Origin of the sequence: Roseivirga sp. BDSF3-8 (genome assembly GCF_041449215.1) — a bacterium.
GTDB lineage: Bacteria > Bacteroidota > Bacteroidia > Cytophagales > Cyclobacteriaceae > JBGNFV01.
In genome coordinates, this window is record NZ_JBGNFV010000001.1 from 3921924 (window position 1) to 3938521 (window position 16598).

11 protein-coding genes are annotated in these 16598 nt (G+C 44.9%); 5 read left to right on the forward strand and 6 right to left on the reverse strand.

All coding sequences use genetic code 11. The features are described from left to right. Window positions 1-32: 32 nt before the first annotated feature. Window positions 33-2339: a TonB-dependent receptor domain-containing protein gene (locus AB9P05_RS16295; RefSeq protein ID WP_371909892.1), complete on the reverse strand. Its 2307-nt coding sequence runs from the start codon at window positions 2337-2339 to the stop codon at window positions 33-35. A 1090-nt stretch (window positions 2340-3429) separates the two neighbouring features. Between AB9P05_RS16295 and AB9P05_RS16300 the strand changes: the two genes are divergently transcribed. Beyond that, window positions 3430-4788 (forward strand): KamA family radical SAM protein, encoded by a 1359-nt coding sequence (locus AB9P05_RS16300; RefSeq protein WP_371909893.1) that lies wholly within the window; start codon window positions 3430-3432, stop codon window positions 4786-4788. A gap of 344 nt (window positions 4789-5132) precedes the next feature. On the opposite strand, the gene AB9P05_RS16305 is transcribed toward AB9P05_RS16300, so the two are convergent. The 5 genes from AB9P05_RS16305 to AB9P05_RS16325 form a co-directional block, all read right to left on the reverse strand. Further along, a complete protein-coding gene (locus tag AB9P05_RS16305; RefSeq protein WP_371909894.1) occupies window positions 5133-5390 on the reverse strand; it encodes a hypothetical protein in 258 nt (85 codons plus the stop codon). 79 nt (window positions 5391-5469) lie between these two features. After that, window positions 5470-5706 (reverse strand): hypothetical protein, encoded by a 237-nt coding sequence (locus AB9P05_RS16310; protein ID WP_371909895.1) that lies wholly within the window; start codon window positions 5704-5706, stop codon window positions 5470-5472. 2016 nt (window positions 5707-7722) lie between these two features. Further along, entirely contained in the window at window positions 7723-8082 is a 360-nt protein-coding gene (locus AB9P05_RS16315; RefSeq protein ID WP_371909896.1) for a hypothetical protein, read from the reverse strand. Between the two features lie 11 nt (window positions 8083-8093). Continuing rightward, window positions 8094-8315: a hypothetical protein gene (locus tag AB9P05_RS16320; RefSeq protein ID WP_371909897.1), complete on the reverse strand. Its 222-nt coding sequence runs from the start codon at window positions 8313-8315 to the stop codon at window positions 8094-8096. Beyond that, window positions 8312-9127, reverse strand: coding sequence for a glycosyltransferase (locus AB9P05_RS16325; RefSeq protein WP_371909898.1), 816 nt, complete (start codon window positions 9125-9127; stop codon window positions 8312-8314). The genes AB9P05_RS16320 and AB9P05_RS16325 overlap by 4 nt, the downstream gene beginning before the upstream one ends. Before the next feature lie 203 nt (window positions 9128-9330). On the opposite strand from AB9P05_RS16325, the gene AB9P05_RS16330 reads away from it, so the two are divergent. Genes AB9P05_RS16330 through AB9P05_RS16345 form a run of 4 tightly spaced genes read left to right on the forward strand, consistent with a single transcriptional unit; the run spans window position 9331 to window position 16351 of the window. After that, the gene (locus AB9P05_RS16330; RefSeq protein WP_371909899.1) at window positions 9331-12438 is read left to right on the forward strand and encodes a hypothetical protein; all 3108 of its coding nucleotides are present in this window, start codon (window positions 9331-9333) and stop codon (window positions 12436-12438) included. Further along, a complete protein-coding gene (locus AB9P05_RS16335; protein ID WP_371909900.1) occupies window positions 12435-13637 on the forward strand; it encodes a hypothetical protein in 1203 nt (400 codons plus the stop codon). Before AB9P05_RS16330 ends, AB9P05_RS16335 begins: the two co-directional genes overlap by 4 nt. Continuing rightward, the gene (locus AB9P05_RS16340) at window positions 13627-15186 is read left to right on the forward strand and encodes a cellulase family glycosylhydrolase (protein ID WP_371909901.1); all 1560 of its coding nucleotides are present in this window, start codon (window positions 13627-13629) and stop codon (window positions 15184-15186) included. The genes AB9P05_RS16335 and AB9P05_RS16340 overlap by 11 nt, the downstream gene beginning before the upstream one ends. Next, complete coding sequence (locus AB9P05_RS16345; RefSeq protein ID WP_371909902.1) at window positions 15176-16351, forward strand: glycosyltransferase; 1176 nt, start codon at window positions 15176-15178, stop codon at window positions 16349-16351. The genes AB9P05_RS16340 and AB9P05_RS16345 overlap by 11 nt, the downstream gene beginning before the upstream one ends. Window positions 16352-16598 lie beyond the last annotated feature (247 nt).

The window sequence follows — 16598 nt, forward strand, 5'->3', positions numbered from 1 at the left end:
TAAGCGGTAGGATCTATTTAAACCTGGATGTATTACTTCTTGGAAAAACGATATGTGAATGAAGCTCTGAAAACAGGATTCTGTGGCACGTATTCTTCTACGACTTCATAAGGGCCTGAAAACCTTGTGCTTCTTTCACCAGTGTATATGAACCTGTTTACGCTGAATGATAGGTCTGCTCTTTGATTGAATAGGGATTTTTCGACTGTGGCACCTACCTGGTAAACTGAACGGAGTTTCCGCAGTGGTTCAAAATAACCACTTGTATAAACACCGTTTACCTGTAAGTTAAATCCTTCAGCTATACTGAATACCTGATTTAGCTTAACAATGGTATAAACGCCGTCATAGTTCAATTCCTGAAACTTATTATCCTTCAAACGGTAGCCTATGAGGTCTGTACTGGCATCCAGGCTGTACCAACTGCTAATGTCGGTTTCGGCAGAAAGGCCTATTCCGAAATTGTGTGACTTATCAATGTTGGCATAGGTAATGCGGGATAAATCATCTTCCTGCAGAAGTACTTTGCTTATAAGGTCGCTTGTAAGGGCATAATATGCAGTGGCCCGAAGTCCCATTTTTTCTGTAAACCAGTTATAACTTATTTCAACATTATTGGTATAAGCTGGGTTCAACTTAGGGTTTCCGGCAATAATCTCGCGACTGTTGGCCTGTCTTTCAAAAGGAGAAAACTGAAACGGATCAGGTCTTGAAATTCTTCGGCTATAATTGAATGATAGGGATCTTGCGTCATTTATGTTGTACTCAAGCCCGAAGCTCGGGTATAAATTCTGATATGGATCATTAGGCAGGGTAGATATTTCCTGCAGTATGTTTTCAAATCTCAATCCGCCTTGCAATGTAAGCTTGTCCTTTTTGAAGGTAACTAGTGAAAAGCCTGCCTGTATGCTCTCTTTATAGGTGTAGAATAGCTCAGATTGCCCGCCATTAAAATTGGCCTGGTACTGGTTGTCAAAGCGGACTTCTTCGCCTGCATAGCCTAACTCCAGCTTCAGGTTTTCGCCCAGCGAGGTGCTGTAGTCGACGTTATAATCAAAGAAGTAAAAATCTATTTCGTTTTTCTGGCCAGACGTGTATGCTTCTGCCCCTTCTATAGAGGTATTGCTTTCGGAGTTTACACGTGCTTTTCCATTGGAGTAAACAATATCTGCTCCGATAGAACTTTTCTCTCCGGAATGTAAATAGCCCGTCTGAATTTTCTGTTCTCTTATCCCAAAGTCAACCAAACCGCTTCCTGTGCTTGGTGCGGTCAGTTCAGTATCATTTATTTCAAGGCTAATAGGAGTGTTTTTATCCAGGTTGGAGTACTGTAGACTAAGGTAAACAGAGTTTGCACTGTTTATCTGGAATTCTGTTCCTGCCTGAGCTATTTGGAATTCGGATATTTCATCCTCTTCTGCGATGGTTTCATATTCAAATACGCCATTCCGGAAAAATCTTCTTTTTTCAGTTGCCGGGTTATCTTCATGCCGCATTCCGGCCATAAGGAAATGGCTCCATTTGCCTTTGGAAACATCAAGCTTTAAACTCCCATCGTACTTTTCTACAAGGCCCAGCCCGATAGTTGCCCGACCGCTAACACTCATATCCTGCTGTTGCTGGGTAATGATATTTATTACACCTGCAGAACCATCCGGGTCATATTTTGCAGAAGGAGAGGTGATAATTTCGACGCTGGAAATTGTGTTGGATGGAATATTTTTAAGTAGGTCTGCAGGGGAGAGCATGGTTGGCTTTCCGTCTACCAGGATAGTAATACCACTTTTACCTCTAATTTTAAGATTTCCCTTTGCATCCAGGTTCACTTCAGGAACTTTGCGCAGTACATCAGCCGCAGATGTTGTGCCGGCAATCATTTCTTTATTGAAGGTTACTATTTTTTTGTCCAGAAGGTAGGTTACGTTTACCTTTTCTCCGGTAATCTCGATGCTTTCAAGTAATTCAGAGTCTGGGGTAAGTTCAACGTCAAGGTCTAGGTTTTCACCTGATGTAAGGGTGATGTACTGCTGGTAAGATTCATATCCTATAAAGCTTACTTTAAGTACAAATTCTCCTTCTTGTTCGACAGAAAGAGAATAATTGCCTTCTGAATCTGAAATTGCCAGAGCTGCCGGATTGCTATCGTTATCGTATTGAAATAACCCTATATGGGCATATTCTACCGGAATACCATCCTCATGAATTTTTCCCTTTATATTTGAAGTATTGCCTTGGGCAATTGCTATTGCAGGAGCAAATAAGGCCAAATATATAATAAGGACACTATATATACGCCCTAGCTGGTACATGTTGAACATGATAATTCTTAATTTATTCATGGGTGAGGTGTGCTACGGTTATTCATGGCATACCTTATCTGTAATATAATACAATACCTTATCTAATACCGAAAAGGTATAGAAGTAATATGTAATAGTCAAAATGGAATAAATCCATAATGACTATAAAAGGTGCATTAGATATTGAAGCCGATAATTAGGAAAAACTAGTTATGGGATTCCCTATAAAGGAACTTGAAATTACCACCCGGACAGGCAGTTAAGGAGAATAAGCTGGAATCAAATTTGGTCATAATGTAGAAATAGTCGTTTGCCCATTAATTCATTCACAATGAGCATGTCAGTTAGTTTTTTTCTTTTCCTGTGTATCAAGCCTTATTCCTACTTATAAAAGGAACGCTTGGCTGGATTTTTACGCATTACTGAGATGAACAGCATTAAGATTTTATAGGTTCCACCGAGTCATGAAAATTTTTTATCAATGCATATGTCCTATTTTTTCTTAGATCATTCAATATTTCTTTTAATGCATTTTTCTGTTTTGATGCAGAAAAGATAATCCTATGCAAAATTAATTCAGAGGGAGTAAATCAGCAAGAAATTTAGTAAAAATACTTTTAAGTACGTTTTTGAGCTTTTTTTTGTTTAAAAAGTACTTTTATCATCAGGTGATTTTTTGAGTGGCGTTGACTGGGGCGAGGTGGTATTTATCCATTTTGCTGAGATACACAGAAATTATAATTCCAAGAGCCGCGCAAAACCTCAAAGTATAATTTTATTATTATTTGTTTTCTCTGGAAAAGCACATGTTCCTAATAAAATATAGATGTTTGCTGTTTAAATTCAAAATTTAAATAGTGTAGATAAATGTATAGCCAAACTTTTGTTTTGAGTTTAACTTTTTATGTTAAGAATTTATGATTAATGGGTAGTTAAAAAAAATATTTTTACCCGGTTATTTTTTTTATTTAAAAGTAATATTCACATCTTTGCTGTCGCATTCTGATATTCAGCCTTCCATTAGCTACTAACAAGTAGCACCTAATCGTAACTTTACTTAAATACTTTAGTATGGTTTTGCTGGCTCAAAAGCCATGCGGGACCAATGAACTTATATGGAGTCTGTTATATGAAACCAGCACCCAAGTATAAAGTCTTTGGCGTTAATAACTTTAGGAAAATACCCCAGGTAGAAGCATTCTTATCGGAAGAAGAACGCTTTGCCATAGAGGTGGTAGGGAATGTCCTTCCTTTCAAAGTCAATAATTATGTAATTGATGAACTGATTGACTGGGAAAATGTGAGGCAGGATCCACTGTATATCCTCACTTTTCCTCAGAAAGAAATGCTATCCTCTGAGCACTTTGATAAAATGGCGACTGCTATTTTACAAGGGGGTGATAGGATAGCTATAAAAACTATAGCTAATGAGATCAGGTACCAACTGAACCCTCATCCGGCAGGCCAGCAGCAAATGAATGTTCCTGAGATTGACGGTCAGAAGCTACCAGGCATTCAGCATAAATATGATCAGACTATTTTGTTTTTTCCCCAACATGGGCAGACTTGTCATGCTTATTGTACGTTCTGCTTCAGGTGGCCTCAGTTTGTCGGAATAGATGAGCTGAAGTTTGCCATGAAGGAGACTGAGCTGATGATTAAGTATCTGAAAGCCCATCCTGAAGTTACGGACGTGTTATTTACAGGAGGGGACCCTATGATTATGAAAGCCGACAGGCTTAGAAGTTATATACTGCCTCTTTTGGAAGCAGATTTGCCTAACCTTCAGACGATCAGGATAGGTACAAAAGCATTGGGTTATTGGCCTTATCGTTTTACGCATGATAATGATGCAGAAGAAGTTCTGGATCTTTTTAGAAATGTAAAGGAAGCTGGTAAGCACCTTGCTTTTATGGCCCACTTTAATAGCCCGGTTGAACTGAAGACAGAAGCTGTGGCTGATGCAGTGAGGGCTATTAAGGAAACGGGAGCGGAAATCAGAACCCAGTCTCCGATCATGCGTAATATAAATGATTCTTCTGAGGCATGGTCTACTATGTGGAAAGAGCAGGTCAGGTTAGGCATGATACCTTATTATATGTTCCTTGCCCGTGATACAGGGCCGCAGGATTATTTTGCAGTGCCCTTAATCAGAGCATGGGAAATCTTCCAGAAAGCATACTCCCAGGTAAGCGGTATAGCCAGAACAGTTCGCGGGCCATCTATGTCTGCAGGGCCTGGTAAAGTCCATATTATTGGTCCCGGAGTTATTTCAGGAAAAAAAGTTCTTTATTTAACTTTTATTCAGGGTAGAAATGCTGATTGGGTAAACAGACCATTTGTAGCTAAATATGACCCTGAAGCAATTTGGCTGGATGACCTTGTTCCTGCTTTTGGAGAGGATAAATTTATGTTCGAGAAAGAATATGAAGAATTGCAGCAGGAGTCAATGACTAAAAACTCCCTGGAACTGGTGCCAAACTATTAACAGATAACCCTGAGTTCTATTCTTTAGGTATAGAGAACAAATTGTTTCTATATCTCCTTTTTATAAAACTTTAGAAGGCAAGCTTCATGAATTGGGGCTTGCCTTTTATTTTTTGTTCTGGTTATGATGTTGGATGGGCAGTCTTTCGGTATCCGTCCAGTTCTAGGGGTTACCGGGCCATTTCAAGCTGAAATATGTTCTTCTTTCTCACTCACTCACTCACTCACTCTCACTCTTCCTTAGCTTCTCGCCCCTTAAATAAAAACTGCTTTCTTACTCCCCGACTATAAATTGCCGTTCAGTAAGTCATTCTGTCATTTTATTCCAGTAGCCGTATACATAACTTAGGCTACCGTCTTCTTTCTGTTGCGAGTAATGCCTTCTATAGTAACCACCTCGTAGTCCTCGATTCCTGCCTCTTCCAGCGCAAGTTTTATTCTGAGTTCGCTAAGTTCGTAAGGTACGTTCTTGTCCTTTTCTGCGAGAAACCAGTGGGTAGATACTGTGACTTGCCGTAGGCTCTCTGCCGGATCTACCTGGCCTGTTTCCTTCACGTTTATCCTGTATTCGGGATCGAGGTGGTCCCATCCGCCAAAGGCCACCTCAAACCAATCCTATCTTTCCCGAGCTTTTCTGATGAAGCTGTTGACAGTATCAATAGACACATTTGTGAGCGCCAAGTTATAATAGTCCCTTCCCACTGCTTCTACCCATTGCTGTGTTGTCATCTTTTGACGCCATTTCATTCTTTGCCTGGAACCTGTATGTTTCAATCCCGCTTACGCCAGAGTCCAAATGTATTATATAGAATACCGCATTATCAATATTCTCGACTGCAATGGAGCTTACCCAGCCCTGCAACATTTTCATGGCCTCCACTAGTGCAAGATTTTTGAAGTAGTTCGGTAGTGTTACCATTAGCTCCACATAAATATTTTCAGAAATCAGTTCAACATAAGGTCATTGTTGCAGCATGTGTAATTTTGAACCGAGTTTCAACTTTACATACATACGAATTACTTTCACGCGTGCATAATTTACTATATGGGCTTGCGTATGGTGCCTTCTATAACTTCTTTCTCTGGTCTTTTTGTCCTTTGATGGTGACGGCTTGAATGTAGCAGGATACGGTGGTGGTATCGGCCATCTGTTGCCGGTCTTCCCAAAATGCTTCAAGGCCTTGCCGACGGCGACCTAGTCACCGACCAGGGCCGGTCGGACAGGTTGGTGGGGCGGTACTCCAGGCGGTAGGGATTGGCTTGGCTTCTGCGGTGGTCTATCGGGTAGCCGGACTGTCACTACTACATAGTTTCTTTATGGCCGGCCGTGAAGTTCAGGCATGCCGTTCTGTTTCTCACAGGGTATGGACATACCATCATTATATGGTCTTAAGGTTCTTTCATCCCGCTATATGCTGCACAGAAAGAAGTTGGTTGATCTTGAATGGGGGCGTTGTGATTCTGTTTATCCTTGCATTAGAGGTAAGCGCTCTTAAATAAGCTGGACGGATGCCTGTTCTATGAAACAGAGGCGGATTGCAACAGTGGCTAGCCGATACATATCAATAAGCCTTGGGCCTACTTTAGCAATACCTTTAAGGTTTTAGAGCTTGAAGTGGAAGCTATTTCTAAGAATAACAGACTTTTACAATCCACCAGGGTACCTGCTGGTATGTCAATTGTCATGGTTACGGGGTTCACATGGCCTTTATATAATAGGTTTCCGTGGACGCTGAGGACTTCATATGAGTCAAAATCTTTTCCTCCTATTAGCTGCAGGGTTTGCGGCCCCTCCTTGGAGATGGGGTTAGGGTATACTTCAATGGGTATTTTACTCTCCAGGGTTCTTTGTAGTAGCGGGCTGCTTCTGAATAAGCACTATCACCATGCAGGCTAATTTCTTTGATCCTATAATAATTAAACCCATCCATAGGTACATAGTCTAGCATGGTGTATACCTCACCGGTACTTATTGCAGGTGCATCCTATGCTGATGAAAATCTGGCCCAGCTCTTTCTATAATGTAGATGGATACCTCATGTTGGTTGACACTCACCCATTGGATACAGGCATCTGATTGGTCCACTGATTCTTCTGCAATTATTCCTGTGACTGATGAGTGTCGACTGGCAGAAGCCGGCTTTTTTTGCTCTGGACCTGAAGGCTTCCTGCCAGAGGCAGTGAGGTTCCCCAAAGAAAATCAAAAATATGCCGCTACATAGGGCAATGACTGAAATGAGGTTCCCTCTCATCTTTATGAAAGGATGATGGCCAGGTCTTATCGATCAAAAACTCCTTTTTGTATTTGAAAAGACGGCATTTATCGGTAAGCCTTAGTAAAGCTATATTTTGCGCCTATACATGCAGGTATTTTTAAAACAGATAAGGAATTTTATAACGAAAGTGGATTGATCCTACTCTATAAATCTTGTAACATGTACTTAATCATTAATAAGTGAGGTAACATGGAAATAAATTTGGTTTGATGTAATTTTTCATGAATAGGGTATAAAACAGATAGGAATTAAAAAAAAGTAAAAAATATTTTTATCTGGAGATCAGAAGCTTGTGCTTATTTGTTTAAAATGTTTATATGTATAATGTGACTGCATTATTAATTATGTTATACCTGTGTGAGTAAATAGAAAATAAATCTATTTACTCATGGAGTTACGAGATTGATGTTTACTCTTTCTATCAATAAATATTGATTAACTTATTTTGGTATAATTAAATTTAAAAAGTAATTGGATTTACTTTTTTATTGGAAAAATGTTTGTAACCATGTCCTGTTTGGCGCGTAAAGATAAATGCCACCGTAAGCGGGTGGCATTTAACCTAATGAAGAGGACCAACAGGGCCTGAAAGATATAGGTAGGTTTATTTACATCTTTTTCCCTCCTAGCTTACGCCCGGGCTCTTTGGTTCCTTTTTTTTAAAATATCATTTGTTTCATTCTCTCAATAATCTTGTAAGAATTTTCATTTGCGTATCCTGGGATGGCATCGCCAAAGCACTCTTTCCTGGATTCGTTGCTCAGGAGTTTACTAAGTAAGTAGCCCTGCATGGCCAGTTTTTCACCGCTGATATTGCCTTTGACTGATTCGGCAAAAATGCGCGTAGCCAGTAATGCATCAGGATACCGTTCTGTGGACAACATGGCTTCACAACTATTTTCAAACTCTGTTATAAGCAAACACTTATCGGCTGATGGAGCATGGCTTACTTTTTCCAGTATGGAGAATACTTTTCGAGATATCTCAATAAAGATATTCACATTTTGTGACCTTCTCATATGACCAGTTTTTATGCCGCTCCGGGTACGGCTATGATCAATTCGCGCTGACAATCGCGGATAAGTTCTCTGGTTTCAGCATGGCAAAAGCCATTCTCACAACCCAGGTTCAGGATATGCTGCAGATACCCGGGACGGTCCCGTCTGGCATTTTTAAGGATATGCCTGATTATTTTTTTGAACCCGCGAAGTTTTCTGGTTTCAGAGTAGGGGAGATGTAAATAAACGCTCATAGCTCTGTAGTTAAGGTTTGAGAAATAGGTTTATTTGCGGCATAATCAGTGCCTTTAGCCTTGGGCAGGCTTATGTTTATTTGGTTTAGTTCATAGTGCTTCCAGATGCGCAGCAGGCTGGCGGGAATCTTTAATGACTCTTTCATGTCCAGTTTGGACCCGTCCATGTGTACCCACTTGCTTAGTGGCTTTTCGAGGAATATTTTAAGGAATGCCGCTTTGCCCATTTTCTTTTTCAGTCTCAGCAGTATTTCCACATCAAAGAGCCAGCGGGACACGAAGGGCGTGTTATAGATAAGAGGTATCAGTGAACGGTGAAAAACCTTAGCTCCACACTGGGTATCTGCAATATTTAATCGTGTAATCAGGCGAATGCATAGTTTTACGCCGTCACTAATTAGTTTACGGGCGGGATTTCTTTCTATGCCGCCTCCCATGTTGCGGGATCCGAATACGACATTGAGGCTATGATCAGCTTCAATGGCGTGCAGTAGTTCGCCGTACTCGTCAAACCCTGTACTCAGATCAGCATCCAGGAATCCGATGGTATCTACATCGGTCTCACGGTAAAGGAAGCTTGCGCCTTGTCTTACCGCATTGGCCTTACCAGCGTTTTCTTCCACATGGTAGACGTATACATTTTCTGATACGAGGTTTTTGATATGTGCCAGTGTGGAGCGGGTAGTGTCAGCACTACCGTCGTTTACGAAGCAGAGAGTCGTATCGGGGTGTGCCTCCGCAAACCTGATGTAGGTATCCAGTTGGAGTCTGGATGACTCATTGTAGCAGGGTATGACGATTCCGTGTTTCATATTTCTTCTGGTTTTTCTTCAAATGACGAGCAAATCATGGTACCGGATGTATAATTCAATTGATCTGCGGAATATGTAAGTTAAATGGATCGTGGGAGGGGGTGAATGGAAAAAGGACTCGTTATATGCAGGTGGTGGTACTTCCAGTACTACCGGACGAAAAGCTTATAATTATATATTAGTGTAGTCCTTTCTTTACCAGCATGAAAAGCACTACCGGCAATAAGACGTATATGATGCTGGCCCTGGCTGTGGCCACAGGTCTGTTATTTCATGGAGCTTCTTTTTTCAATACGCTGGAAGACACGTATGATATATATGTACACATCTTCTTTGCTGACCACTATGCCGGTTCGTGGTTTGAACCATGGGAAAACCGCTGGTATACGGGCTTTCAGCTAGTAAGTTACCCACCATTGGTGCATCAGCTCATTGCGTTGCTATCAAAGGTGGGGGGGCTTAAGTTCGGAGCGTATACTCTTGCTTTCGGAGTAGTGATCCTGTACGTAACGGGGGCTTATCGCTTTTCCAAACTGATATCGTGCAATGAGACTGCGGCTGGTTATGCTGCCCTTATTGCTGTATTTGCGCCCTCAGTGGTAGAGGCGCTGCATGTATTCGGGCAGTTGCCGATGATGATGGGTATTGGATGGCTGTTGCATTCTCTGCCGGAGATCTACCTTTATGTGCGGTATGGCAAGCTCAGGTATTTTCTTAATGCTATCAGCCTCATTGGTGTGGCTGTCTGCTCGCATCACGTGACTCCTATATTCGGCATGGTTTTCTTTGTGTTACCTCTCATGGCGACTGCCGTAATGGATGGCGCTTATGCGGAGGTGGGCAGCTACCGTAAGGTAGGCCCGCTGTTATTTTTAAAATATGCGATCAAATACCTCAGACGTATTATAATCTTCGGCTTTTCAACAATTGTGGTGGCTGTGGTGGTGATACTTCCATACTGGATATACTCGAAGAATGACCCGATAGCCCAGGTACCTATTCCGCACGGTAGCCGGGACAGTTTTATAGAGGTGTTTAGCTCGGGGCTGGTATTCTTTATCATTCCATGGGGTTTTGTGCTGGCCATCATGCCTTTTCTATTCTACCGCTACTTCAGCCGCCGTAATTTGTTTCTGGGGCTTAGCTTCAGCATGCTCGTGCTGTTGGGCACTGGCGGTACTACTCCTATACCTAAACTGCTGCTGGGGGAGAACGCCTTTTCGATACTGACGCTGGAGCGCTTCACTTTCTGGGCTACTATCATGGCTATACCCCTTACCGGGGAATTTCTATGGCGGTTTTTCGAGGGGAATATCGGGAAAATGATTACTGACTGTCACCCGGCTATTGTGCATAAGTTTCTGGTGGTACTTATGGTGGCCATGGTTTTCATAAGCAGCGGGTTTACCATGAACCTCAGCTTCTTCAGGCCATTGCAGCCGGATATGGTGGAGCTAAAGCCAATCCTGAACTTTTTGCAGTCGGACAAGCATTACAAATGGCGTTTTCTCACACTGGGGTTCGGGGACCAGATGGCGTGGCTGTCGGCTAATACGAATGCCCTTACCATTGATGGCAACTACCACTCGGCCCGGCGGGTGCCGGAGCTGACTACGCGTGCCATAGAGCGGCTGGAAAATGCCAAGTACCGGGGGATAGAGGGCATAGGCACGTTGCATCAGTTCCTTACTACTCCGGAGACCTTTCACCTGAAGTACATCTTCAGCAATGATAAGTTTTACGACCCGATGCTGTACTTTACGGGCTGGCACAGGGTGAAGCAGCTCAGCAACGGGATAATGGTATGGGAGAGGTCTGATGTATCCACGCTGCCTTCTGTCCTGCCTAAAAAGAACATCCCCAAGTTTCAGAAGATCATGTGGGGTACTGTGCCTCTGTCGGTTCTGGTGCTGGCTTTTTTCTTCAATATTCAGTTGCACTGGATACATCATGTTTCGGGCAGGAAAGACATCCTGCGTGATGTATACCAGAACCCTGAAAAAGCACGCCATACTGCCCGTCCCTGGCTGTATTATGTAACTAAATACTGGCTCATACTCGTGCTGCTGATGGCTGCTGCGCTGGTTACGAATCTTTACTTTGTTAATCTTACCCAGAACACTCCTGAAAAGGTGGTGCAGTCTTACTATGATGCGCTTGATTTTAAAGAATTCGAGCGGGCCCATAGCTATGTGTATCCTGGTGCAGGCCTGAGCCTTGACCAGTTCCTCTTACAGACTTCTGTGACGGACGGGCTGGTAGACAGCTACGGCAAGCTGAATAATATTCATACCAGCGTGCTGGATAGTGACAGTGGAAAGGCTAGGGTAGAGGTGCACCTGCAGTGGATTACTCCCCTGAATGAAAAGGAGCGTACGGAGGTGCACCATGTGATCAGGGAAAAAGGCAGGTGGTATATTGTGCCTGAACCTTTTAAAAACAACATACCGGTAAACCAGTATTTTGACCAGCCGGAAAACGCTTACTATAACCAGGGGCGGCGTACTGTTACGACGGAGGAGACCTTCCATAAAGACGTACTGGACCGTCCGGTGCTGCAGGTGCACCAGGCGAGCCTGGTGAAGAAGGATGGGCGCTACGCTGTAGCAGGGCTTGTGCAAAACCTGGATGATTACCCGGCAGATGTAACGATTAAGGCTACGCTGCTGGATAGTACCGGTGCCCCCCTTACCAGCTATTATGACAAGTACTACATGACGCATAAACTACTGCCTAAGGAGATGACTGCCTTCCGGGTGGATTTTGAAGGTGTGGGCTGGTTGCAGGCCTATGACAGTACCAGTAAAATATTTGATCCGGATCTTTTTCTGGAGGCAGAGTTTAGTTCCCCTCCCGTCAGCTTTGCCCTGGAAGTACTGGGGTCAGTGGCGACCCAGGACTTGTATAAGGATATGGTCATACGCGATCTGGTGCAGGACAGCAGGGGCTTTTCGGGTTTACTGTTCAACTACGGATCAAAGACGGCTACTATAAGCCAGATCATTGTTTCACAATACGATAGCCTGGGGCATATACTCTGGGCTGATCATGTGCTGGTGGAAAAGAGTGTCTTTCCCCGCCGGCACCAACCCTTTATTATTTCGGCCCCTTCAGCGGCAGAGGTCATCACTCTTGTGAGTACCCGTCCGGAAAAGATCCTGATAAACGGGATTGCCAATGAGGAGATCATCCGCAAATATCAGGCTGCAAGAGGGGCAGAGCCTACGGACCTTATCCCTGTCGCGTGGGGCGGTACACGGGCCATACGGCTGAATATGAACCACTTTATCGGAAATCCCGCACCTTTTTGAGAACGCTACTAACGATATTGCTCATGATAGGGGGGCTCACTGCGCTGGCTGGTCCACGTGCCACGCCGGCAGACTGTACGGGGGCCGCTGTAGCGGGATCGTATATACCCCTAAGCTACTGCCTGGAGGATATGCCGCAGGGCGATAGCCTTCAGCTCATGATAGAGCATGCCTTTGGTCTGCAGATACTGCATAGTGTACCTGTGGAAAATCGTGCTGTTTTTATGCTGCCTCTATCATTAAGTCGTAAGGCTGGTGTACTGAGTGTGCAACTGCTGAGCAGGGGGCAATCTCTGCATCACAGAACCCTGCGCATACTGCCGGATACGAGCCATAGGGGTGCCCTGGAGGCTTATGCCGGCCCTAAGCACCTTATTACTGACCATGAGGACCATACTATGGTGGTGGTCTCTCTGCTGGATAGCATGGATAACCCGTACCCGCCCGGTGCTTTGGTGAATTACCTCCTTATGGCTAAGGGAGAGGTACAAAGTGGTGAGCGGCCTACGGGGGTTCTGCATAGTTACATGCGTATGAAGGCGCCGGTTAAGGCGGGGTATGGGTCTATCACTATACGCGCGGATACCGTGTCGCACACGACCTTCCGGGTGAATTTTTACGCAAATGACCCTGAGGATTTCCGTATTATGGCGGAACGGGAGCATGGGTATGCGGATGACAAACAACTTATTTCACTCACTACGGATATGCTGCAGGACCGCCATGGTAATGTGGTGGGCAATGGTACTATTGTTCACTTCCTTATCACCAACAGTGAGGGCGCCCGGACTATGGCTGTGGGGCGGGCAACAGAGGGACGCGCGGAAGTAAAAATGCCTGCCCCTGCTTACCCTACTACCTGGCAGATACGGGCGGAGGTGCCTTACTATGCAACCAGCAGCGAGGATCTTACGCTGGACTTTAAAGCGTCGCTCACAGGCTATCCGCTGCACTATACCCCGGTTACGCGAAGGCTTACCATAGGGCCTGTGAGAGGCTTTACGGGCCACTATCTGGCCGATGCGACACCTGTGAAGGTGCGGGTGCTCACCCAGGATGATACTGTACGCCTGGATACTGAACTTAGAGACGGCCTTGCCACTATACAGATACCTGCGGAAATAAGCTCCTGGAGGGCAGAAGCAGAGATTGCCACGGTCATAGAAACCTTTAATCCCCAAGCAAAAAATGAAAGATAACCGACACTACGCAGCCTTGCTCATAATCAGCTTCCTGGCACTTTCCACGGTGCTGTTCTACGGGTTTTCACAGGTGATCACTTATTTCCGTACGGGTGCTGACCCTTCGGGTATGCTTTTGCTGAGTGCCGATGAGGTGGATTACTTTTACCGGCCGGACTATACGTGGAGTGGGATAGAGGAGGCAGAAGGCCGCCCCATGGAGGAAGGTACTTTGCAAAAGGTCAGTAAAGACTACCTGGCGGGGTATTACTACCAGTACCAGGCGAGTGGCCACGGACATGAAATGGGCCTCAAGGACTACTATTCGGACAAAGCAAGGCAGCAGCTAAAGGCCTCTGCTATGTCTTATAAAAATGGGGAAAGCAGCCACCGGGGCACGACCATTCAGCACAATCTCAGGCTGAAGTTCTATTCTGATGACGGCACCATTATTACGCTGTCCGATGAAGTGGTGAGCTTTAATAAGGTATATAGCGGGGGGCGGTATTATCGTCATTACGATACGGCTACATATGAGGTGATGCTGCTGCTGGAGGACAACTTCTGGCGTGTAAGGCATAAGATACGTGGGTTGCCGGAAAAACGCTTTAATCCGGAAAACCTGGAAAAAAGTGCAGTAAGCATCCAAAATAATCACTTCATCGTAAACGGCCGGCCTCTGCATCTCAAAAGTCTAAATTACTATCCGAAACAATATCCGTGGAGAATGATGTGGGAAAATTTCGATAGTATAGATTTCGCTTCCGACTTTAAGAAGGTGAGAGAAGCAGGCTTTAACAGTCTCAGGATATTTATACCCTATGAAGCCTTTGGCAAGGCGGAGATCAGACCTGAGGAAATAGATAAGCTAAAAAGGCTAATGGACCTGGCGCAGGTGTATGAGCTTAAGGTAATAGTGACTCTGTTTGACTTTTTTCTGGGATACAGAATAGAGGAATGGACTCTTAGCGACCGCCACGCGCAGGCAGTGGTTACTGCCCTGCGGGACCATCCGGCCCTTCTGGCCTGGGATGTCAAGAATGAACCGGATCTGGATTTTGAAAGCTTCGGTAAAGGGGAGGTGCTGGACTGGCTTGATTTTATTACTCAGCGGATACGGACATATGACCCTAACCATCTAATTACGATCGGGTGGAGCCAGCCTGAGGCGTCGATGCTGCTGACTGAGCAGGTGGACTTTCTTTCTTTCCACTTCTACCGGGATCCAAAAGAGCTGGATGCCTTTATGAATAATCTGCCGGAGCTAAATATACCTATACTGCTGGAAGAGACGGGTATGCACAGCTACGATGCCTGGTGGTACCCTTTTGGTAAATCTGAAGCAGAGCAGGCGGACTATCTGGAGCAGGTACTGGCTATCTCTAAAAAGTATAATCTGCACTATGCGATCTGGACTCTGTATGATTTTGAAAATGTGCCGGGCGATGTGGCCGGTGATGCTCCCTGGCGCAGAAGGCCTCAGATGCGCTATGGGCTTATCGATACAAAAATGAATAAGAAGAAAGTATACGAAGTTGTAAAAAAGTATAATGAAGATGAAAACTGACCTCAGTATAGCACTCATAACTCCGTTCCCGCCGAGTAAGACTACGCTTAACGAGTACGGGTACCATCTGGCGAATCATTTTGCTGCGAAGGAGGAGATCACCCGCCTTTACTTACTTACGGAAGAGGGGTATGATATAAAGCAAGCACCTGATGATAAGGTGGAGATTCACCCATGCTGGTCTTTTAACAGTTACCGTAACTTGCTGAGCATTTTCAGGAAGATAGGTGAGCTAAGGCCTGATATGGTTGTTCTCAACCTTCAGTTTTTACTTTTCGGTGATAAAAAGGTGGCGGCGGGGTTAGGGCTTCTGCTACCTCTGCTGCTGAGAATAACAGGGTTCAGGACTATTGTTTTGCTGCATAATATTATGGAAGAGGTAGACCTTACTGAGGCGGGTATTACGCAAAGTAAGCTGAAGAAAAACCTTTTTACGCTGGCGGGCAACCTGCTCACCCGTTGCATACTGCAGGCAGACCTGGTGGGTGTGACGATAGAGAGCTATGTGGATACGCTCCGTAATAAGTACAGGGCGGCTAATGTGGCTCTATTGCCGCACGGGTCATTTGAATTACCCGAAAAGCCTGAGCCGGTATCTCCGGGAGGCCCCATGAAGGTGATGACCTTCGGTAAGTTCGGCACATACAAAAAGGTGGAAGTGCTCATAGAAGCGATAGAGCTGGTGAGGCAGGACACGGGGCTGGATGTAGCGCTCGTGATCGCCGGGACTGATAACCCGAATGTAGGGGGGTATCTGGATGGTGTGAAAGCAAAGTATGCGCACGTGCCTGCTATTACGTTTACCGGTTATGTACCCGAGGAGCAGGTGCCGGTCATTTTTAAGGAATCGACACTGGTGGTATTTCCCTATACTTCGACTACGGGTAGCAGTGGCGTGCTGCACCAGGCAGGTAGCTATGGTAAGGCTGCGGTACTGCCTGACCTGGGCGACCTGGGCCGCCTGGTTAAGGAGGAGGGGTACGGCGGTGCCTTCTTCCAGCCGGGCGACCGGCGCAGCCTGGCAAATGCGATCATCGAATTACTTACTGATCAAACGCTGCGCCGCAGAATAGAGCGGCAGAATTTTACTGCTGCCACATCACTTTACCTTGGTGATATTGCCGACTGGTACCTGATCCATATGGAGAGGCTACTGGCGGCTTAGGATATTTGGTATTGCTCGTTGATGGTTTGTGCATACCCCGTTTGCCGCAAGGTGGGCGGGGTTATTTAAAGCTCCTTTCCTGCAGAGCCTAAAGGCATGGAAGGGGAACCGGAAGAAATGCCGGAGTGGTTCATGACTGAAAAATTCTAAAGTTTAATAAAATTCACCTCATTTACTACCCATTTGATTGGACAAACCTATGAGGTGCGGCGGCATGGAAGCGCGTAAGCTACACCTAATTACAAAT